23 protein-coding genes are annotated in these 21136 nt (G+C 31.9%); 20 read left to right on the top strand and 3 right to left on the bottom strand.

The window, feature by feature from the left end:
- The first annotated feature begins 28 nt into the window (after nucleotides 1-28).
- Nucleotides 29-271 (top strand): 4Fe-4S dicluster domain-containing protein, encoded by a 243-nt coding sequence (locus tag SM9_RS05140; protein ID WP_058739117.1) that lies wholly within the window; start codon nucleotides 29-31, stop codon nucleotides 269-271.
- Here SM9_RS05140 and SM9_RS05145 read toward each other — a convergent pair.
- Nucleotides 264-1046, bottom strand: a complete 783-nt coding sequence (locus tag SM9_RS05145; RefSeq protein WP_058739118.1) for an NAD(+)/NADH kinase — start codon at nucleotides 1044-1046, stop codon at nucleotides 264-266. The two genes, SM9_RS05140 and SM9_RS05145, sit on opposite strands and share 8 nt — an antisense overlap.
- Nucleotides 1047-1153: 107 nt before the next feature.
- On the opposite strand from SM9_RS05145, the gene SM9_RS05150 reads away from it, so the two are divergent.
- From SM9_RS05150 to SM9_RS05165, 4 genes are all read left to right on the top strand, one after another.
- Nucleotides 1154-1423, top strand: coding sequence for an ATP-binding protein (locus SM9_RS05150; protein WP_058739119.1), 270 nt, complete (start codon nucleotides 1154-1156; stop codon nucleotides 1421-1423).
- A 169-nt stretch (nucleotides 1424-1592) separates the two neighbouring features.
- Nucleotides 1593-2537, top strand: coding sequence for a transcription initiation factor IIB (locus tag SM9_RS05155; protein ID WP_058739120.1), 945 nt, complete (start codon nucleotides 1593-1595; stop codon nucleotides 2535-2537).
- A 100-nt stretch (nucleotides 2538-2637) separates the two neighbouring features.
- On the top strand, nucleotides 2638-3075 hold the full coding sequence (locus SM9_RS05160; RefSeq protein WP_083495842.1) for an NUDIX hydrolase: 438 nt from the start codon (nucleotides 2638-2640) through the stop codon (nucleotides 3073-3075).
- Nucleotides 3072-3263: a hypothetical protein gene (locus SM9_RS05165; RefSeq protein ID WP_058739121.1), complete on the top strand. Its 192-nt coding sequence runs from the start codon at nucleotides 3072-3074 to the stop codon at nucleotides 3261-3263. Before SM9_RS05160 ends, SM9_RS05165 begins: the two co-directional genes overlap by 4 nt.
- Nucleotides 3264-3443: 180 nt before the next feature.
- Here the strand turns inward: SM9_RS05165 and SM9_RS05170 are convergent, their stop codons facing one another.
- Nucleotides 3444-4379: a hypothetical protein gene (locus SM9_RS05170; protein WP_058739122.1), complete on the bottom strand. Its 936-nt coding sequence runs from the start codon at nucleotides 4377-4379 to the stop codon at nucleotides 3444-3446.
- Nucleotides 4380-4681: 302 nt separating this feature from the next.
- On the opposite strand from SM9_RS05170, the gene SM9_RS05175 reads away from it, so the two are divergent.
- From SM9_RS05175 to SM9_RS05195, 5 genes are all read left to right on the top strand, one after another.
- On the top strand, nucleotides 4682-5374 hold the full coding sequence (locus SM9_RS05175; RefSeq protein ID WP_058739123.1) for an iron-sulfur cluster assembly scaffold protein: 693 nt from the start codon (nucleotides 4682-4684) through the stop codon (nucleotides 5372-5374).
- A gap of 11 nt (nucleotides 5375-5385) precedes the next feature.
- A complete protein-coding gene (locus SM9_RS05180) occupies nucleotides 5386-6387 on the top strand; it encodes a GGGtGRT protein (protein WP_058739124.1) in 1002 nt (333 codons plus the stop codon).
- Between the two features lie 44 nt (nucleotides 6388-6431).
- Nucleotides 6432-6881, top strand: a complete 450-nt coding sequence (gene dtd / locus SM9_RS05185) for a D-aminoacyl-tRNA deacylase (RefSeq protein ID WP_058739125.1) — start codon at nucleotides 6432-6434, stop codon at nucleotides 6879-6881.
- A complete protein-coding gene (locus tag SM9_RS05190) occupies nucleotides 6882-7403 on the top strand; it encodes a nitroreductase family protein (RefSeq protein ID WP_058739126.1) in 522 nt (173 codons plus the stop codon).
- Nucleotides 7404-7860: 457 nt separating this feature from the next.
- Nucleotides 7861-8721: an Ig-like domain-containing protein gene (locus tag SM9_RS05195; protein WP_058739127.1), complete on the top strand. Its 861-nt coding sequence runs from the start codon at nucleotides 7861-7863 to the stop codon at nucleotides 8719-8721.
- A 131-nt stretch (nucleotides 8722-8852) separates the two neighbouring features.
- Here the strand turns inward: SM9_RS05195 and SM9_RS05200 are convergent, their stop codons facing one another.
- Nucleotides 8853-10349, bottom strand: a complete 1497-nt coding sequence (locus SM9_RS05200; RefSeq protein WP_058739128.1) for a transposase — start codon at nucleotides 10347-10349, stop codon at nucleotides 8853-8855.
- 359 nt (nucleotides 10350-10708) lie between these two features.
- Between SM9_RS05200 and SM9_RS05205 the strand changes: the two genes are divergently transcribed.
- The 10 genes from SM9_RS05205 (at nucleotide 10709) to SM9_RS05250 (ending at nucleotide 20999) form a co-directional block, all read left to right on the top strand.
- Nucleotides 10709-11161, top strand: coding sequence for a MarR family winged helix-turn-helix transcriptional regulator (locus SM9_RS05205; RefSeq protein ID WP_058739129.1), 453 nt, complete (start codon nucleotides 10709-10711; stop codon nucleotides 11159-11161).
- Nucleotide 11162: 1 nt separating this feature from the next.
- A complete protein-coding gene (locus SM9_RS05210; RefSeq protein ID WP_058739130.1) occupies nucleotides 11163-12554 on the top strand; it encodes an MFS transporter in 1392 nt (463 codons plus the stop codon).
- A 193-nt stretch (nucleotides 12555-12747) separates the two neighbouring features.
- Entirely contained in the window at nucleotides 12748-14487 is a 1740-nt protein-coding gene (locus tag SM9_RS05215; RefSeq protein ID WP_058739131.1) for a Na+/H+ antiporter NhaC family protein, read from the top strand.
- 42 nt (nucleotides 14488-14529) lie between these two features.
- Nucleotides 14530-14904 (top strand): hypothetical protein, encoded by a 375-nt coding sequence (locus tag SM9_RS05220; RefSeq protein WP_058739132.1) that lies wholly within the window; start codon nucleotides 14530-14532, stop codon nucleotides 14902-14904.
- 102 nt (nucleotides 14905-15006) lie between these two features.
- Nucleotides 15007-15804, top strand: a complete 798-nt coding sequence (locus SM9_RS05225) for an amidohydrolase family protein (RefSeq protein ID WP_058739133.1) — start codon at nucleotides 15007-15009, stop codon at nucleotides 15802-15804.
- 9 nt (nucleotides 15805-15813) lie between these two features.
- Nucleotides 15814-16791, top strand: coding sequence for a choloylglycine hydrolase (gene bsh, locus SM9_RS05230; RefSeq protein WP_058739134.1), 978 nt, complete (start codon nucleotides 15814-15816; stop codon nucleotides 16789-16791).
- 44 nt (nucleotides 16792-16835) lie between these two features.
- A complete protein-coding gene (locus SM9_RS05235) occupies nucleotides 16836-17504 on the top strand; it encodes a hypothetical protein (RefSeq protein ID WP_058739135.1) in 669 nt (222 codons plus the stop codon).
- Between the two features lie 76 nt (nucleotides 17505-17580).
- Entirely contained in the window at nucleotides 17581-18723 is a 1143-nt protein-coding gene (locus SM9_RS05240) for a toxic anion resistance protein (RefSeq protein WP_058739136.1), read from the top strand.
- A gap of 2 nt (nucleotides 18724-18725) precedes the next feature.
- Nucleotides 18726-19145 carry a zinc ribbon domain-containing protein gene (locus SM9_RS05245; RefSeq protein ID WP_058739137.1) on the top strand — a complete coding sequence of 140 codons (420 nt, stop codon included), beginning with the start codon at nucleotides 18726-18728 and terminating at the stop codon, nucleotides 19143-19145.
- Between the two features lie 417 nt (nucleotides 19146-19562).
- Nucleotides 19563-20999 (top strand): hypothetical protein, encoded by a 1437-nt coding sequence (locus SM9_RS05250; protein ID WP_157064664.1) that lies wholly within the window; start codon nucleotides 19563-19565, stop codon nucleotides 20997-20999.
- Nucleotides 21000-21136: the final 137 nt, after the last annotated feature.

Raw genomic sequence — 21136 nt, forward strand, 5'->3', positions numbered from 1 at the left:
TTAACAATAATCAATAAAATTAATCAATATGGGTTTAGGTTCATTTTTCAAAAGAAATAAAGATAATAAGAAAGAAGAAACAGTTGAATCACATATTGATATAAATAACGATGACTGTAAAGGTGCAGACTGTGAAAAATGTGTTATTGCCTGTCCAAATAATGTCTTGATTAAAGAAGGTGATGATACAGTTGCAAGAAGTCCGATGACCTGCAAGCATTGTCGTGTTTGTGAAGCTATTTGTCCTAATGAGTGCATTGTTGTTAATTAATGTTTTCGCGAATTATGTCAATGAAACTCTTCCAGTTGAGCTTGATGATTTGAGTTATCTTATCTGATTTTTTAACTTTAACGGTATCTCCTTCATTAATTTCAATTGAATTTCCGTCATATAGCGCAAATGCCTTTGCATCTCCTCTAAGTTCATTTATTTTGATTTCAATGATTGAGCTATTTGAGAGTATGATGCTTCTGTTTAAAATTGTATGTGGTGCTATTGGAGTTAGTGTAATGATTTCTGCTGTTGGATCAACTATCGGTCCTCCGCAGGACAGGTTATATGCAGTTGAGCCTGTTGGAGTGCTTACAATCATGCCGTCTGCAGTATATGAATTAATCAGTTTTCCATCTATTACAGCATCAAATCTTACCACACCATAAATATTTTTTGAAATTGATACTTCGTTTAATGCGGGAGGTATTTTAATTTTTTCACCATTTGCTTTTATTATTTCACCTTCAAGCATCATTCTGTTTTCAATATAATAGTTGTTATCTAAAATCTCTTTCAATGCCTTTTTTATATCATTTGGTTCGATTTCAGTTAAAAAACCTAATGTTCCGCAGTTAATTCCAAGTATTGGCTTTGTGTTTGAAATGCTTGCTGATTTAAGAAGGGTTCCATCCCCTCCAATTGAACAGACGATATCTGCTTCATCAATATTTTCTGTTATTTCAATTTTTAGCTCGTCACATATTCTGATTAAATCTTTTTGCGCTTTTTTAGCTGTTTTTTTAAAATCATCGCAGTTGATGTATATTTTCATATATGATAATTTGTTTTTTTAGGTTATATATTTAAAATTTAGTCATGCCTAAATATTTATATGATGAGCGATTAATTAATATTAACTTAACATGGGAGATATTATAAATGAGAGCGAGACGTGGTAGAGGTCATGGTGGACTTCCTTTGGATTTGATAGGCCAGTTAATTGGTCCAAGTCTTATCCGCCCTCGAGGAGAAGTTGAGGCAGATAGGCACAGATGCAACCTTTGTGGAAAATGTCAAATTGTTTGTAGAAGGCATGCAATCTATATAAACCGTAAAAGGAGAATATGGACATTATATCCCAACAGATGCAACCTGTGTTTGGAATGCGTTAGCAGATGCCCTAAGGATGCATTAAATATTGTAAGATGATTAACCTATTTTTTATCTTTAATTTCTTTTTTTATACATTTTTGCAACTTATTTTAATTGAATTTGTTAGACATATATCTCTGTCTATATGTTGTGAGTAACTTATTTTTAAATTGTTATTGTAACTGTCTTTATACGAACTTTTTTTTAAAAATTGGAGATTAAAATAATGAAAAATCAAAGAGTTTTGAAAAAAAGACCTAAAAAAGTAATAATTGAAGAAAACACCACCGTTTCATGTCCAGAATGCAGTTCAACAGATTTTGACCATGATAGTTCAAGAGGAGAAATATCATGTAAACACTGCGGCACAGTCATTGATGAAAACATGATTGATAATGGGCCTGAATGGAGAGCATTCAACCATGAACAGAAAAATTCAAGAACACGTGTAGGTGCACCATTATCTCATGCAATACATGATCATGGATTATGCACTGACATAGACTTTAAAAATAATTGTATTCCGCAAAAAAACATAGCCACTTTCTATAGATTGAGAAAATGGAATAAAAAAATTAGAATTTCCGGATCAAGAGAGCGCAACCTTGCATCTGCCCTATCTCAGCTTGATAGAAAATGCTCAAACCTTGCTCTTCCGCGTACTGTCCGTGAAAATGCATCCGTGATGTATAGGAAGGCACTTGAAAATAAGCTGATTAGGGGAAGAACAATTGAAGGAGTAATAGCTGCAGTGATATATATTGCCTGCAGATTAAATAGGATTCCAAGAACATTGGCTGAGGTTTCTGTAGAATCCGAAGCAAGCTCAAAGGAAATTGGAAGAACCTACAGATTTTTAGCCCGTGAATTGAAAATTAGATTGCATCCAACTTCACCTGCAGATTACATTCCAAGATTTGCAACAAAGCTTGATGCTTCAAACGACCTGGAAATCAAGGCCATCAGAATTGTTGAAAAGTCAAGAAATGAAGGACTTACCAATGGAAAAGGTCCAAGCGGAATTGCTGCTGCAGCATTATACATCGCATCACTTTTGGTTAATGAAAGGAAAAGCCAGAAGAATGTTGCTGAAGTTGCAGGAGTAACAGAAGTAACTCTCAGAAACAGGTATAAGGAATTATCAGAAAACTTAAATCTTGCATTAATATAATATATATTATTGATGTTGTGAATTATTCAACGGAAAGTGGATTTCCACTTTCTATGTTTTATTTGTGCCAAAATAACTATTAAATAATTAGGTGAGAAATATGGGTGACATGTGGGGATTAACTGCAAGAGGAATCTGTGAATATGATGGTAAAATTTTGCTTTTAAAGGTACGCTCCCGTTCAAGTCATGATGCGGAAAAATGGGAAATCCCTGGTGGTAAAGTTAAAAAAGGAGAATTTTTTGATCAGGCTCTTAAAAGAGAGTTCATTGAAGAGACGGGCCTTGAAATCAACATTGAATCATTGTATAATGTAATTCAAAATGACTATACTGCATGCAAGACCAATGAAAAGGTAAAATCAATTCAGCTAATAATGAAAGTGTCATCAACAACAGATCATGTTGAAATAAGTGAAGAGCATGATGAGTATAAATGGTTTACTCGTGAGGAACTCGGGGAACTGATTGATGGTGAAATGCTTTCAAAAGCTGCAATGAACTCATTTAAAAAAGTAGAATTGGGAGGAAATCTATGATTTGTCCAAACTGTGGAGGCTGGGTTGATGAAGGAGAGCCAATGTGCTCATGCGGAACATCATTTGGAGAGGATTATCAACAGGAATATACATGTCCTGAATGTCATGGAATGTTTATGATGGATGAATTTGATAATAACTGTCCGTTTTGTGGTGCTCCAATTAAAAGAGATGATTATTTTTATTAATTTTTTACTATTTTTTTTAACATGTTGAAAGAATTAATATTTTAATCTAAAAGTAATTAAAATGCTTTAAATTCTTAATAATCTTTAGTTTTTGGTATCATTGGTTAATAACTCCTTTTTTTATATAAAAATATATTTTTTTGGTGTTATGGTGATGGTTTTTTTTATTGTGGGGGTTTTTTATCTGTTTATTTGTTTTTTGAGTTTTTCTATTTCTTTTTTGAGTTTTTGGTTTTCTTTGTTTTTTTCTTTTAATTTCAGGTCTTTTTCTTCTAGTTTCTGGTCTTTTTCTTCTAGTTTTATGCCTTGTTCTTTTAGTTTCTGGTCTTTTTCTTTCATTTGTATTTCTGTTCTTTCTTTGTATGTTAATCCTTCTAGGTTTTTTTGGAATATGGATTCTGATATCATGGTTAATAACTCCCTTATTTTATTTATATCATCTCTAAAATGAAATTTAATCATTTTTTTGAGAACTTGGTGTAAATCTAATTCAAGATTGGGTTCCATCTGGTCAATTTGTGAAAACAAATAGGCTAGTCTTTCCATTGTTTCTTTTTGTTTAGTAAATATTGCAATATATGCAAAATACATTGCTTCTTTTTGGGTAAACTCTTTCTTATTCTTTATTTTATTTTTTAATATTTTTAATCTTTTTGAAATTTTTTCTCTTGTTACCACGTTTACTTTTAGTTTGAATATTTGATCATGTGACTTGCAGAAGATTTCATCTTTTCCGGGGTCAATATTTGTCATAACAATAGAATTTGAGGGGATGTTTGTTTTGTGAATCAAATATAGTTTGTAATCATATATTGACTCTACTTTTTCTCTAATGGGATATGTTTGATGTTCTACATTAATTGTTGATTTGCATGTTATTTCTCCTTTTGGCATTATTAGCTGTGCACAGTCCATTTCTAAATTTCTACCGTCTTCTGTATATACGTCTAATTTTAAATTATTCACATATTCTCCAGGAAAATCAAATGCGTCATGCACTGCTTTGGGGTATGTGTTTACAATATATCTGAAGCAAAAATCTCGGGGATTATTGTTGGATTCCTCTATCATTTGAGTTACAAGTTTTTCTAGTGTTATCCATTTTTCTAAACTCATAATTTTTCAAACCTCTCTTTTTAAAATTTTCCGGAAATATTTTTTAATTGATAATTATCATTTTATCATTTATTAATTAATCTATATAAGTTATTTAGTAATTTTTCCTACAATATAACTGTATTTTTTAATATTACTGGTTATTATTAATATTTGCATCATATGGTATAATATTATAATTAAAATTTGTATATTATCAACATATGAAAAAATTGTCATGTAAAAAAAATAATTCATCATAAAAATTAATATTAAGATTGGACAAATATATTATCATCAAGATTATTTTACGGAGATTGAAAATGATATATTCAAATGAAGTAGAAAATATGTGTCCTGTTGCAAAAGGAGCAAATCACGGTCCCGCACCAATACCTGAAGAAGGTAGATGGGTTAAATCAAAGGAAATCTCTGACATTTCCGGTTTGACACATGGTATCGGATGGTGTGCACCTCAACAGGGATGCTGTAAATTGACTTTAAATGTTAAAGAAGGTATTATCGAAGAGGCTTTGGTTGAAACCATAGGATGCTCAGGCATGACTCATTCAGCTGCAATGGCTGGTGAAATACTGATTGGAAAAACAATCCTTGAAGCTTTAAATACTGATTTGGTTTGTGATGCAATAAATACTGCAATGCGTGAACTCTTCCTGCAGATTGTTTATGGTAGAACCCAATCAGCATTTTCCGAAGACGGTCTTCCTATCGGTGCAGGCCTTGAAGATTTAGGTAAAGGCCACAGAAGCCAGGTTGGAACAATATACTCAACCAACAGGAAAGGGCCAAGATATCTTGAGCTGACTGAAGGTTATATCACAGAAATTGCTCTTGATGAAGATGATGAAATTATAGGATACAAGTATATCAATGTAGGCATAATGCTTGACAGCATCAAGGACGGAATGGATCCTTTAAAAGCAATCGAAAAGGCAAGCGGCCAGTACGGCAGGTTTGATGATGCTGTTAAAACAATTGATCCTAGAAAAGAATGATGGGTGGAATTATGAGTTTATTTGAAAGTTATGAAAGAAGAATCGACCAGATACTTCCTGTATTAAACAAATATGGTATTAATGATTTGGATGAAGCTCGCCAAATCTGTCTTGACAAAGGTTTCGACCCATATGAAATCGTTAAGGGAGTTCAGCCAATATGCTTTGAAAACGCATGCTGGGCCTATACTGTTGGAGCTGCAATAGCTGTCAAAAAGGACTGCACCAAAGCCGCTGATGCCGCATCTGCCATAGGTGAGGGATTGCAGTCATTCTGTATTCCTGGAAGTGTTGCAGATGACAGAAAAGTTGGTTTAGGTCATGGTAACTTAGCTTCAATGCTTTTAAGTGAAGAGTCAAGCTGTTTTGCATTTCTTGCAGGTCATGAAAGTTTTGCAGCAGCAGAAGGAGCAATCGGAATTGCAAACTCTGCAAACCAGGTAAGAAAAGAACCTTTAAGGGTTATCCTAAACGGTTTGGGAAAAGATGCTGCATTAATCATTTCAAGAATCAACGGTTTTACATATGTTCAGACTGAATTTGACTACTTTACAGGTGAAGTAAAAGTCATTCACGAAAAGGCATACTCATCAGGTGAAAGGGCAAAGGTAAGATGTTACGGTGCAGATGATGTGCGTGAAGGTGTTGCAATCATGCATCTTGAAGGTGTTGACGTATCAATTACAGGTAACTCAACCAATCCTACACGTTTCCAGCATCCTGTAGCTGCAACATATAAAAAAGAGTGTATTGAGCAAGGCAAGAAATACTTCTCAGTTGCCTCTGGTGGAGGAACAGGAAGAACCTTGCACCCGGACAACATGGCGGCAGGTCCTGCATCATATGGTATGACAGATACCATGGGAAGAATGCATTCTGATGCTCAGTTTGCCGGTTCATCATCCGTACCTGCTCATGTGGAAATGATGGGTCTAATCGGTATGGGTAACAACCCTATGGTTGGTGCAAGCGTTGCTGTAGCTGTAGCTGTTGAAAAGGCAATGAACAAATAATGGGATTAATTTTATCCCCATTTCTTTTTTTGGAGTAATTTTTTATGAAATTGGTTATCCAGAGAGTTGCAAATGCAAGTGTTGAAGTGGATAATGAGATAATTGGCCAAATCGATAAGGGATTAATGGTTTTGGTAGGTTTTGGCCAGAATGATACAGCAAAAGAAGTAGACTATCTTTCTAAAAAGCTGATTAAGCTTCGAATATTTCCTGATGAAAACGGCCGTATGAATAAGTCAGTTCAGGATATTTCAGGAAAGTTATTATTGGTTCCGCAATTTACTTTATATGGTAAAACCAAGAAAAACAGACCTTCATTTCACAAGGCATTGAATCCTGATGATGCAACAAAACTATTTGATTATTTTGTTGAAAAATGCAGTAATGATATTGAAGTTGAAACCGGTGAGTTTGGAGCATATATGAAAGTTAATTTAATTAATGACGGTCCTGTCACAATACTTTTGGAGAAAGATTTTTCTGAGGATGATTAGATGGAATTTGATGATTTGATTTTAAAAAGAAGAAGCATCCGCAAGTTTACGCATGATAAAGTTAGCAAAGATCAGTTGAATAAAATTTTGGAAGCTGGCCTTTTGGCGCCAACAGCAATGAACAGAAAGCCATGTAACTTTTTAATTGTTACAAATAAGGATAAATTGGTAGAATTATCTGAAGTAAAGGAACATGGTTCTAAATTTTTAAAGGATGCTGATAAGGCTATTGTTGTAACAGCAAGCACCCTTGAAGCGGATACATGGATTGAAGACTCATCAATTGCATTGACGTTCATGCATCTTATGGCAGCAAACATCGGTGTTGGAAGCTGCTGGATTCAAATGCATCTTAGAAAATCATCCGGCGGCGAGAATTCAGAAAAATTAGTCCGTGATATAGTTAAAATTGATGAACATTATCGTATTGTTGGTATATTGGCTTTAGGTATTCCTGACGGTGATGTGAAACCCCATACTTTAGAGGATATTGATAAAAACAAAGTCCATTTCTTATTTTAATTTTTTTTCAAGGATAAATCAGTATTCGTATGAACTTTTAATTTTATTCTGCGATTTTTATTTTTCTAAAAAATATGTTTTTTCAACCTCTATATATATTTCTCTTTAGAAATTTCTCTTGTTTTTAGCATTGTTTTATTATATTAATTTGATGATGTGTTAAATAGTTTTTTTTCATAGTTTGTTTCATAATATTTAATGGAATTTTAATTTAAACTATGGTTTTATTTCATGTAATTTTTCATATTCATTATTTAATTATTCCAAACCATTTTTTTTACTTTTTTTGATATTAAATTAATATTTTTTCTTTATTTTACTTATTAATTTAATAAAGTTTATATATTCTTAATTGAATATAAATATATATGTATATTTGTCTTAATGTTAGTTATCAAATATCAATATTTAATTTAAAGGAGGTGAAAATATAAAAAGTAAATTCTTGGTCATACTATTGGTTTTTTTATTTATATTTGGTATAAATATTGTTAGTGCAGCAGATATAAATGAAAATTCAACAAATGTTTTAGCTTCTCAGAATATGGATCTAATTTATTCTGATGTTGATGGTTATGATGATGTTTTAGCAGATAATAGTAGTAAAGTATCAACAGAAATTTCAGTTGAAAATGTCGTAACAAAAGCTGGAAGTAATATTACCATTCCAATTAATGTTAGTAGTGCAGATGGTATGCCATTAAATTGTAACGTGACTGCGTTGTTACCTGATGGTACTAATCAGATTGTAAATATTATTAATGGAAATGGTAATGTTGGTTATTTTATTCCAGAAGATTATAGTGGGGAATATGATTTTTCCATTGAATTTTTAGGTAATGAAAATTATTTGCCTTCAACTGCTACAGGATTAATTACTATTCCTCCTAAAATCCCAGTTCAAATATTCATTAGAGATATCAATGCAAAACCTGGGGAAAATATAAATATTCCTATATATGTTGTTCCCTATTATGGATTAGTATTTAATGGAAATATTGTTGTGGAGTTGCCTGATGGTTCAACAAAGATTTTAACAATTACTAATGGTTTTGGAACTGTTGATTGGACAGTACCTATGGATTATAATGGGACATTTAATGTAACTGCATCATTTGAAGGAAACGATACATATTTGGCTGCTAATGGAACTGGTTTTATATTTGTCTCTCTTGATAGTCCACAATCCACTCAAGAAGGGAATCAAATTCAAAATAATGTTAATGCAATGGTTGACAAGAATGCTACAGGTAATCCAATAATGGTTTTACTTATGGTTCTTGCGCTTTTAGGAATTAATATTAAACGTAAACAATAATTATTTTAAGGAGTTTTATCTTCTCTTTTTTTTTATTTATGAAATTTTCATGTTTTATTGATTATACTTTGTTTTTTTTTAATGTTCGGGTGTCCGCCAAAATTAAATTTTAGTTTTGAACCCTATTTTTTTTAGAATATGGTTGCTGTGAGTTGTAATTGATTTTTAATGGATGTACTTTCACAGAAATCTTCTAAATCTTCCGTTGTATTTTCTATTTCTTGTTTTATGTTGTATAATCTGATTAGATTGTATGCTAATGCATCTAGGTTTATTCTTTCTTCTGTTTTTATCATTCCGACGACTACTTCTTTTTCTATTTGGAATTGTTCTTTGAATATTCCGAATGGTCCTTCAACGCTTGATCTTTTTGCGTATTCGTCTTTATATTTTTGTTTTTCCATTTTGTGGTTCATTGCTTTTTGTAATTCTGAACCGTATTCTGTGATTGTTTTGTGTGTTTGTGAGGATGCACAGCATTTTGTTCGTGCATTACAGTTTTTACATGCATTGTAATTGTTGTATATCCTTTTTACTTTGTCTGGTTTTTTTGAATCTTTGTGTGGTTCTGTGTATTTCGCGTAGAAATGTAAGTATTGGTTTTCTGGGCATTTAAATGCATCTTGTTCATAATCGTATTCAAAGTGGTCTTTATGGTATGGATTTTCGTTTAATTTTCCTATTTTTTCTTTTGATTGTTTTCTTGTTGGTATTAATCCTTCTATTTTTTCATCTGCTAGGTATGATAGTGATATTTGATTTAAATATATTGTATCTGCGCTTATGTATTTTGGTTTGGTGTTTACGTTTTGTATTGCTTTTTTAGCGATTGCTGGTAGTTCATAATGGTCTGTTGGGCTTTGTGTGACGTTTATTGCGCAGATTAGTTTGGTGTCGTAATCGACTGCAGATTGGATATTGTAGGCAACCATGTAATTTCCTTTCTTTCCTTTCATAAAACGTGCTTCAATATCGTTTACTGGTATTCTATCTTGTCCTGTGAATGTGAATTGTGTTTCTATTCCATACAATAGTTCTAATTTATCTTCATCACTCATGTCCTTTTTTTCCAATATTCTTTGGGCAGGTTTATGGAGTTTTTCAAGGCTTTCAGGACTAACTGGGCGTCCTTCGTAGTAATCAACTAATATTTTGGTTTCTTTTTTGGAGATTGTGTTGTTGTTGGAATTATATGCTTTTTTGATGGTTCCATCAATAGCAACGTGATTAAATTCCGTAAAACCTTCATCAAATGCCTTTTTCAATGTCATTTGTAATAATACTTCGAAATAACGACCGTATTCTCTTCGATACCTTTGAATTGAACGTTCAGATGGTCTAATATCGTCACAAACGAACCTAAAAATATCATGGTACCTTGCCATGTCCGCAATTATGGATGTTCTATCAATATGCTGGATTTTAGCATAAACAAGCAATTTTAACATTGAATCTAGAGGTAAAGGCTCTCTTCTTTTCTTTTTCTTAGGTTCATCAATTTCCAAAAGAGGAAAAACATCTTCAATAAAATCAACGACAAAACGAGAAATATGATCCTTCGGAACATTCCAATCTAATGTATTAATGCCTAATTTTGTCTGATTCTTGTCAAATTTTCTTTTAACCATAAACAACAACACCAAAATAACTTATACCTAATATAAAATATGTATAACAAAGTATATAAACTTAACTATTTAAAAAACAGTTAAATCCAAAACAAAAACTCATAATTAATTAAAAACAAATAAAACAAAAATTTAATATATAAAATTAAAATTTAAGAATAATGAATTAAAATATTTAAAAAATAGTATAAAATAATGCTAAAATTTTTTTGCACAAAATTCAAAAATTAATTTTGGCGGACACCCGTTCTTTTTGTGTTTTTTAATCATTTTAATTTTTCCAAAATTGTTTCATAATAAACAGTTTCAAAAGAAACTTTTATATAAATAAAGTTCCATATTGTTAACTAGGTGATATTATGGAAGATGAAAGTTTTCAGGCAATCAATGAAAATTCTCCATTAATTGCCTGGATTCATAATATTTCTCTAAATCAACAGAAATACATAAAATCAAAGATTAAAGATTATGATTTTGGCCATGATGTCCGCTATCTGATGTATATTCATGACAATCCGAAGTGTTCTCAGGAAAATCTGGTCACCATGTTTTGCCAAAGCAAGGGCAATGTCGCTAAAATCATTAAAAAATTCGAGGATGACGGATATATAAAAAGGGAGATCAATCCTCAAAACAGGCGAAAATACATGTTAACGACAACAGATAAGGCAAATGATCTGGTTCCAAAGTTCAGGCAGATTTCCAAGGATTGGGAAATGGAAGTTGGCTTGACAGATAATGATTATGAACTAAGAAAAAGATTGAGAGAAATTGCCATTAATGGAATGAATCTTACTAAAGAGGGTGTTTAAAATGAAAATTGAATTTGAGACGTATGTAGTTTTTATTGCTGCTATAACTTCATTTTTTGGAGTGTTTTTATCAAATGGTATTATAATTGGTGTTCCGGCAATTGCTAATGATTTTGCAATGAATAATGTTATTCAAAACTGGATTCCTACAATATTTTTCCTGGCAATGGCTGTCTTTACGGTTCCGGCAGGTCAGATATCAGGTAAGTTCGGTGTCAAAAAGTCATTGCTCGTTGGGGTTATCATATTTTTAATAGGTTCTGTTGGTGCGGTCTTGTCCTTTTCAACTGAATCATTTATGCTTTTTAGGGTAATTCAGGGAGCAAGCGTTGCATTGGTCAATGTATCTGGAATGGCTATGGTTGTTGCTGCGGTCAAACCTCAAAACCGGGGAAAGGCTTTAGGCTTTACCGTGACAGGAATTTATCTTGCAACTTCACTTTCTCCGGTAATCTGCGGATTTTTGGTTTATAATCTGGGTTGGAGATCAATATTTTATGCTGTTATTCCTTTCCTGGTATTATGTATTATATTGATGATTGTAAAAGTTCCTCAGGATTGGAAGACCTATGAGCATGACAGTATAGATAAAGTCGGTTCTCTTTTGTATGCTGTTGGAATTTTGCTTTTCATTTACGGATTCACCAACTTGGTTAACCAAACTGGTATTATATTTACCGTTGTAGGCATTATCTTTCTTGTAATATTTGCTGCATGGGAGCTAAGACAGACTTCTCCAGTATTCAACATGAATCTCTTTAAGAATATGAAGTTCACTTCATCCAATATTGCAGCATTATGCAGTTATCTGGCGATTATGGTTGTAACAACAATTCTTAATTATCATTTCCAGTATGTGAAAGGATGGAATGCTCAAATGGCAGGATTGATATTGATTGTAACTCCAATCATCATGGCTATTATCGCACCGAATTCAGGTAAGCTTTCAGACAGGATTCATCCGCAGAAGCTGGCTGCAATAGGTATGGCAATAGCTACAATAGCTCTTTTAATATTGACATTCCTTACAAAAGAGACTCCGGTTTATGTGGTGGTTGTTGCAATGATTCTTCAGGGTGTAGGTATGGGACTTTTCTCAAGCCCGAACATGAATGCTATCATGAGTTCAGTTCCTCCAAAGGACGCTCCGACTGCTTCAGCCTCACAGGCAACCATGAGGACAATCGGTCAGACAATGAGTCTGGGCATGCTTACTTTGATATTTGCCTGGGTAATGGGAAGTCTGCCATTATCAACCGAATATGCCGGCTTAATTGTCCAGTCTTCACAAATTATATGCGGAATCTGTACAGCAGCATGTCTTGTATCCATATTTGCATCATTGGTTGGAATCAAGTCCAAGGATGAGTTCAATACAAAAAGACCGAATTAGTTAGTTAATTTTTTTAACTAACATTTTTATTTTTTTTAATGCTTATTTTCAACATTGTTTTTCCAATAAAATGCTTAATATTTATATAAAAATAAATTAAAATATTATATCATATATTTATTTCAAAAATATTTTTTATAGGGAATTTTTTTGATTATTGAATATATTATTATAGAGAAAATGGTGTGAAATTATGAATTTAAATCACAATGCGAAATTAGGTTTAGTAACGGCTATTGCTATTATCGGATTATTTGTGTTGTCTTTAATTATTACACAGATGCCAGAAGGAGATAATTCTGTTCGTTTTGGAATTTTAACATTATTACCTCCTCTTGTTGCGATAGCATTGGCTTTTATTACTAAAGAAACTGTTCTATCGTTGTTTGTTGGTGTTTTTGTTGGAGAGTTTATGCTATGTGTAACTGATTTGAACATTGTTTCATCTGCAGTCAATGCATTTTTAGGAATTGGTCAGCAGGTTATTTCATGTATGGCTGATCCATGGAATGCAGGTATTATCCTTCAATGTTTACTTATTGGTGGTGTAATACAGTTAATCACTAAAATGGGTGGTGCACAGGCATTGGCAAATACTTTTTCCAAACGTGCAAACACACCTCGTAAAGCTCAACTTATTACATGGTTTTTAGGATTATGTGTTTTCTTTGATGATTACGCTAATTCATTGATTATTGGTCCTATCATGAGGCCTGTTATGGATAAACTCAAAGTTTCAAGAGAAAAATTGGCATTTATTGTTGATGCAACCGCAGCTCCTATTGCAGGTCTTGCTATTATTTCTACCTGGATCGGTTTGGAAATTAGTTTGATTGCATCAGGATTCCAGTCAATCGGTATGACAAACGTTACAGGTTTTGGAATATTCTTGCAGACAATCCCATACAGGTTCTATAACATATTCATTTTAATATTCATTGTTATTTCAGCATTGACATTATATGAATTCGGACCGATGAAAGATGCAGAGAAAAAAGCTCGTAAAAGAAAAACCGGTGAAAAGGTCATTGAACCTTCAGCACCAGGATTTGATGAAGTCAAACCTGTTGAAGGCATTAAGTTATCTATCTGGAATGCAATCATTCCTATCGGAACATTGATTATCGGTGCATTGATTGCATTTTACTGGAGCGGATACACTGCAATATTGGGTGGAGAGGACCAGGCTTTAATCCATCTGATGCACACTGCTCCATTATCATTTAACGGTATTTTTGAAGCACTTGCAGCATCTGACGCTTCTGTTGCTTTATTCCAAGCAGCATTACTTGCATCTATTGTAGCTATTGTAATGGCAGTCGCTCAAAAAATATTAACTATTGAAGATGCCATATCCGAATGGATTGGAGGTATGAAAACAATAGTTATCACCGGTGTAATATTGCTTCTTGCATGGTCATTAGGTGCAGTAATCGGTGAAGTCGGAACAGCAGACTATCTTGTTGGAGTCCTAAAAGGTGCTATTCCAGCATTCATATTGCCAAGTTTAATCTTCATATTAGGTGCACTGATTTCATTTGCAACAGGTACAGCATACGGTACAATGAGTATTTTGATGCCATTAGCCATTCCTCTTGCATGGGCAGTCTGTCCGGACATGACATTCACTATTGTATGTACCAGTGGAGTACTCACTGGAGCAATCTTCGGGGATCACTGTTCACCTATTTCAGATACAACAATTCTCTCGTCCATGGGATCCAGCTGTAACCATATTAATCACGTTCAAACGCAAATTTACTATGCATTGTTCGTTGCAGCCGTAGCTATTCTTATAGGATACATCCCTGCTGGTCTAGGTGTTCCTTGGTTTATTTCAATCCCAATTGCAACAGTTGTATTGTTCTTTGGATTAAGAATATTCGGTGAAAAAGTTGATTTCGATGAGGTAGATTCTGAAGAAACTACATGAATGGATTAATATTCATTCATTTTAATTTTTTTAAGTGATAATATGACTAAAATTGAAATTGAACTTACAGAAGAACAACTTAAAAAAGTTGAAATCTTACAGAATAATGATATTGATGTAGGAAGTGCTATTGATATGCTTTTTGAAATTAAAGAAAAGTCATATCAACAGGAAGCTGCTTATTTAAATAATAAACTCGACCAAGCTAATAAGGAAAGAAAAAAGCTTGAAGAAAAGCTTGATGAAATTAACAAGGAAATTTTCTTATACTCTCAGCTAAAGGATACTAGTTTAGATGTTGAACAAAAACGTAAAATTTTAGAAAAGGACTATGGGGAAATTGATGCATCTTATGAAATGAAGGTTCAGGATGTTAAACATAACATTAACTGGACAAGAGAATTCTTTAAGTTTTAATTCTTTTTTTATTTTTTTCTATTTTTTTAATTTTTGCTAAACTATTTTACCTAAAAAATCCAAATTATAAAATGTTATTTAGTTTAAAAAGGTGATAGTTTAATGCAGAAAGTAATCAATTCACATTGTCATATATATCCTGAAAAAATAGCATCAAAAGCTGTTGAAGGAATAAAAAATTTTTATGATTTAAACATGTCTTTAAACGGCAGGACTGATGATTTGATAAAAGATGGTAGTAAAGTAGGTGTTGTTCATTATCTAGTTCATTCCGTTGCAACCACACCTAAACAGGTAAAATCCATCAATGAATTCATTAGTTATGAAGTAAAATCACACAATGGATTGTTCACAGGTTTTGGAACTCTGCATCCAGACAGTGATGATATCGAAGGTGACTTTAATTATTTGTGTGACTTGGGCCTTAAGGGCGTTAAGCTCCATCCTGATTTTCAGCTATTTGCATTAAATGAAAAAAAGGCTTTTGATTTAGGTGAGGTAATAGCTGCAGGCGATGTTCCATTATTGATACATTGTGGTGATTTCAGATACAATTATTCCAATCCAGAACAATTAATTCCATTTTTGGATAATTTTCCTGAGTTAACTGTAATTGGTGCCCATTTTGCGGGATGGAGCATGTGGGAAGATGCGACAAGACAGCTGGCAGGCAGACAAAATCTATATGTTGATTTAAGCTCAAGTCTATATGCACTATCTGCTGAAACTGCAAATGAACTGATTCATGCATATGGAACAGATAAGGTTTTATGGGGAACAGACTATCCGATGTGGGATTCGGTTTCTGAAATGGAATACTTTAACAGGATTGATTTAACAGATGAAGAAAGATCAATGATTCTATATGAAAATGCTGCAAAGCTCCTTAAATTAGAATAGGTGATTTAAATGTGTACTGCCAGTAATTATATAACAAAAAAACATTATTTTGGCCGAAACTTCGACTATGAAATTTCATACAATGAAAAGGTAACGATTGCTCCGCGAAATTATAAGTTTGATTTCAAGCTGATTGACAGCATCGATTCACATTATGCAATGATTGGCGTAGCTGCAGGAGTAGATGCATATCCTCTATATTATGATGCCTGTAATGAAAATGGCCTTTCAATAGCCGGTTTGAACTTTGCTGGAAATGCGAAATACTTGGATGAAAAGAAAGGTATGATAAACATCACTCCATTTGAATTCATTCCATATCTATTGGGAAATTTCTCAACAGTCACAGAAGTAAAGGAAGCATTGAAAAATATTAATCTTGTCAACATTAATTTTTCAGACGAATTGCCGTTATCTCCGCTTCACTGGATGATATCTGATGAAAGCGGAGCTATAGTTGTTGAACCTATGGAAGATGGGCTTAAGGTATATGATAATCCTGTTGGTGTTTTAACCAACAATCCTCCATTCGATAAGCAAATGTTCTCATTAAATGATTACAGAAGCCTGTCCAATAAAAATCCTGAAAATACATTTTCAGATTCCTTTGATTTGGATGAATATTCTAGAGGAATGGGTGCAATAGGCCTGCCTGGAGACTTGTCATCTTCATCCAGATTTGCAAAGGTTGCATTTACAAGGGCAAATTCCTATTCTGGTGACAGTGAAGAGGAAAGTGTTTCCCAGTTTTTCCATATTTTAGGATCTGTCGAACAGCAAAACGGCTGCACATTCATCGCAGATCCTGATTTGTATGAATATACAATCTACACTTCATGCTACAATACTGCTGATTCTGTTCTCTATTACAGAACATATAACAACAGTCAGATTACAGCCGTAAAACTGATGAGTGAGGATTTGGATTCGGGTGATTTGATTCATTATAAACTAATCACTGATGAGCAGATTTCATTCATTAATTAATTTTAAATCATAGTAAAAACATAAAATGTAATGGTGTATGTAAAATGGGAATGTTTTCAAAAACTCCTGCTGAACAGAAGCTGGAAGATTTAACCGGCGGAATCATATTGAGCGATGAATATAAGGCCATTTTAAAGGCTAATAATATTGATATTTCAGTAGGCGAACATATTAAAAATCAGCTTAAGGAAGAAATAAAATTAAATATTGTAAGTGAAGAAGGCCTTGAAACGAGATTGCGCTATTTGATTAAACAGAATTCCAATAAGACTGTTCCTCCAAAGGAAGTTGAAGAGCCTGAAGTAATTATAGTTCCAAGTTCGCTTAAAAGATATGAAGAGGAGATAAAAACTTTAAAAACTGAATATGATGCAAAAGAAAAGGTTGTTGTCAATCTCATTGAAAAGTCCTTCACACCACCCCAAATTACATACGACAAGTTTATGGATTCAGTAAAAAATTGCAGTAAGGTTTTCAACAGTCAATTTGACTCTGCATTAAATATTATTCAATTAACATCAAGGGAAACTCCAAGAATCAATACTGAGCTTGAAAGCAAGATTAGTAACATGAAAGCCATAATCTCTCAGATTGATGATTTGACAAATGAGCTAATTATTAATTTAAGTTCCGATAAAAAAAGCAATGTGGATGTAGAGAATCTGTTTGATGATATGAAAAATCTTATAGATTCCGTTAAAAAATATGATTAATAACATTTTTGATACATATATTTAAAAACTAACCACACCATATATAATATTATACTAGTTTATATGAGGTATAAAAATGGCTGAATTTTCACTTAACATTGATGAAATAGAAAATGAAGTAAATGATACTCTTAAGAAAGAACAGGTAAAACTGGAAAATTCAAATCTTAAAAGCCAGGCTGAAAATAATGCTGTTGCTATATTTGATGCTGATTTAAACAATCCTACTGAAAGGGAAAATATCATGAAGCCTTTAGAGGATTTTGGTTTAAATGATATGGCAAGATCTTCACAAAGAAATAAACTCTTAAGTACCCGTTTCATTGATTTGGAAAAAGGAGGAACTGAATCTGAAAATATTGGTGATAAATTATCAGAACTTAATCTTCAAATGAAGGATTTGGATCCAAGCAAAGTGGATTTCACTAAAAAAGGTGTTTTCGGAGATCTCTTCAATCCGGTCAGAAAATACTTCTCAAGATATCAAAAAGCTGAAACAGCTATTTCCCAGATTATTGCTTCACTTGACAACAGCAGTAAAGTACTTCAAAATGACAATACAACCCTTGTTGCAGAAGAGAATTATTTAAGGGAAGTTACAAAAAAACTCATGGCAGATATTGAACTTGGAAAACAGATGGATGAATCAATTGAAATGCAAATACAAAAGGCAGAAATTGACGGCGTTGACCCGGAAAAGATATCATTTGTAAAAGAAGAAGTTCTCTTCCCGTTAAGGCAAAGAATCATGGACATGCAGCAGATGATTGTAATCAACCAGCAGGGTATAGTTTCTTTAAATGTAATTAGAAGAAACAATAAGGAACTGATTCGCGGAGTGCACCGTGCAAAAAATGTAACTGTAACTGCATTAAGAACTGGAGTAATGGTTGCAAGCGCATTGTACGATCAAAAGATTGTAATGGATAAAATCAACATCCTGAATGAGACAACTGGAAATATCATAGAATCCACATCTCACATGCTTCGCGAACAGGGTGCTGAAATTCAAAAGTCCAGTGCTGAAGCAATGATAGATCCTCAAATTCTTCAAAATTCATTTGCAGAAGCTCTTCAAGCTATTGAGGAAGTAAGCAATTACAAACAACAGTCCCTTCCTAAAATGAAAGAGACAATAATGATGTTCAGTAACATGGCTGATGAAGGTCAGAAAGTTGTAGACAAGCTTGAAACCGGAAACAAGGACTTGATTGAATAATTATGAAATGCTATAATTGCGGATTTGAAAACGAGTATGGCGCTACATTCTGCAAGGAATGTGGTGTAAATCTTGAAATGGAAGGTAAAAAAGATTCCAAAAAACATGATGATGTTTTAAATGATAAGTTTAAGGTTGTTAAAAAGAGACAGTCTTATCCTATACCTTCTGAAAATTCTATTAAAGCTAAATTAATGTATAAGCATGATGAACGTACTGGTGAGTTAAGGCTTGCTAAGACAAAATGCGCAACTATTGTAGTGTTCAGTGCATTTTTCATTTTTTCCTTTGCAATATCTTTGTTTACTCAAAATATTGTTGTTGCATTATTTGTTGGTTTAATCTTTGGAATAGTATTTGCAATTCCAACATTCATTGTTGGTCATGTTTTAGGTAGAGTCATTGATAGAATTTTCCATTAATTATTTATTAATAAACATATATCTTGACAGGGATTGATTGATTATAGTTCTTATGTTTATATATTATTAATAATAAATTTAATATTATAAGAGTTCATGATTTAAGTAATGAAATAAAATGATACAATGAATAAGAAAATTAATTTAAATTCTAATTATATTTTTATAATAATAATTTCTTTAGTTTCTCTATTAAGAATTTTTATTGGAAATAATTTAGGACTATGGTTTTTTATTAATTCAATTCAAGATGATTTATTGTTGATTGATTATTCTAATTTATTTAATCATTTTATGAATTGGAATATTCTTTCATTAACTAAGGATATTTCTTATTCTTTATTTTTATATGTTGTAAATATATCAAATATACCATATACTTTTTATTTATCTATCCTATGGATTGTTTGTGGTTTATTGATTGTTTATGCTATTTATAAATTTTTAAATAAAAATAAATTATTATTGGTTTTATCATTTATTTTCATTGTATTTTTACCTATTGCTTTTGATAGTTCTTCTGGAACAAGAGTATATAGAAATGCTATTATGGCTCCAATGATTATAATAATGTTATCTATGTTGTTTATATTTATTTTGAATTCTTTAAATGATACTGATAATAAAAGACTTTTAATTTTGTCTATTTTATTAGGTTTAATTTTTACATTTAATTTTTATATTAAGGAAGATGGTATTTTAACACTTCCTATACTGTTAGTAAGTATTTTCGCATTAATTGTCTTTCATTGTTATAAATTTAGATCAAAGATTAATTTTAAATATTTATTAATATTAATTATTCCTATACTGATTTTTGGAGTTTCTACATTAGCATACAAGGAAGTTAATATGCACTATTTTGGAATAGATGAAATTAATACCCGAACTGATGGTGAACTTGGTGAATTTTGGCAGATTTTGCTTAAAATTGATGATAATAATAAAACTAATAAGATTTGGGTTCCTTTTTCTACAATTGAAAAAGCCTGGAATGCTTCACCTACCCTACAATCACGGCCGGATTTATTGGAAAAATGGCTCCATAGTACTTGGGCGAATGGTAATATGGTTCAAAATCCGATACCTGGTGACCATGTATCATGGAGTTTAAGGGATTCTTTAAATGAAGCGGGTCTATTCAATAATGAAAAACAAGCTGATGATTTCTTTAAAAAGGTTAATTCTGAATTAAATACTGCTTTTGATAATGGTAGTCTTAATAAATCTGATAAAATATTTATTACTTCAAATGCTAATGGAAAATCCATTAATGAAATATTAAATCTAAAACCATATATAAGTTCAGGAATTAAAAGTTGTATATTTTATAAAGATATAACTATTGAAAGTGTACCTATTTCAGATTCTTCTCAGGTTATTACAAATAATAATACTAAACATACTGAAAAAGTATTAAACGAAAAGTTAGTTACAGCTGAAGATTTAAATAAACCAACATTTGCTGAAAATTTATCATTAAAGTTAATGAAATTAGATATTAAATTTTATCAGATTATCTCTTATTTGGTTGTAGTATTGTCCTGCATATCATTTATTTATTCAGTATTTATTCAATTTAAAAATAATTTTAAAAATAGGAAAATAAATGCTATTATTGGATTTGAATTTTTATTGCTTGCAACATTTTTATTGGAAATTTTTGCAATTGGTTGGTTCTGTAGTTGGATTGATATAAATAGTGGACCTATGAAATTTTATACTGTTGCATGTCAGGGAATTTTTGCATTATTTGAGGTTATATCAATTTGCGGTGCTATAAGCATATATAAAAAAAATTCAAATAAAAATTTCACTATTAGAGATTATATTTTTAGTATTGGGAAAGATTAGGTTAAAAAAATAAGTTAATTGAATAATATTCAATTAATTAAATTATAATTTGCTATATGTTTTTTTCCCTAAAATAAAAAAATTAATTAACACATGTTAAGTATTATTTTTATATAATATAATAATCATATTATTAA

This window comes from Methanobrevibacter millerae, from assembly GCF_001477655.1.
Taxonomy (GTDB): Archaea; Methanobacteriota; Methanobacteria; order Methanobacteriales; family Methanobacteriaceae; genus Methanocatella; species Methanocatella millerae_A.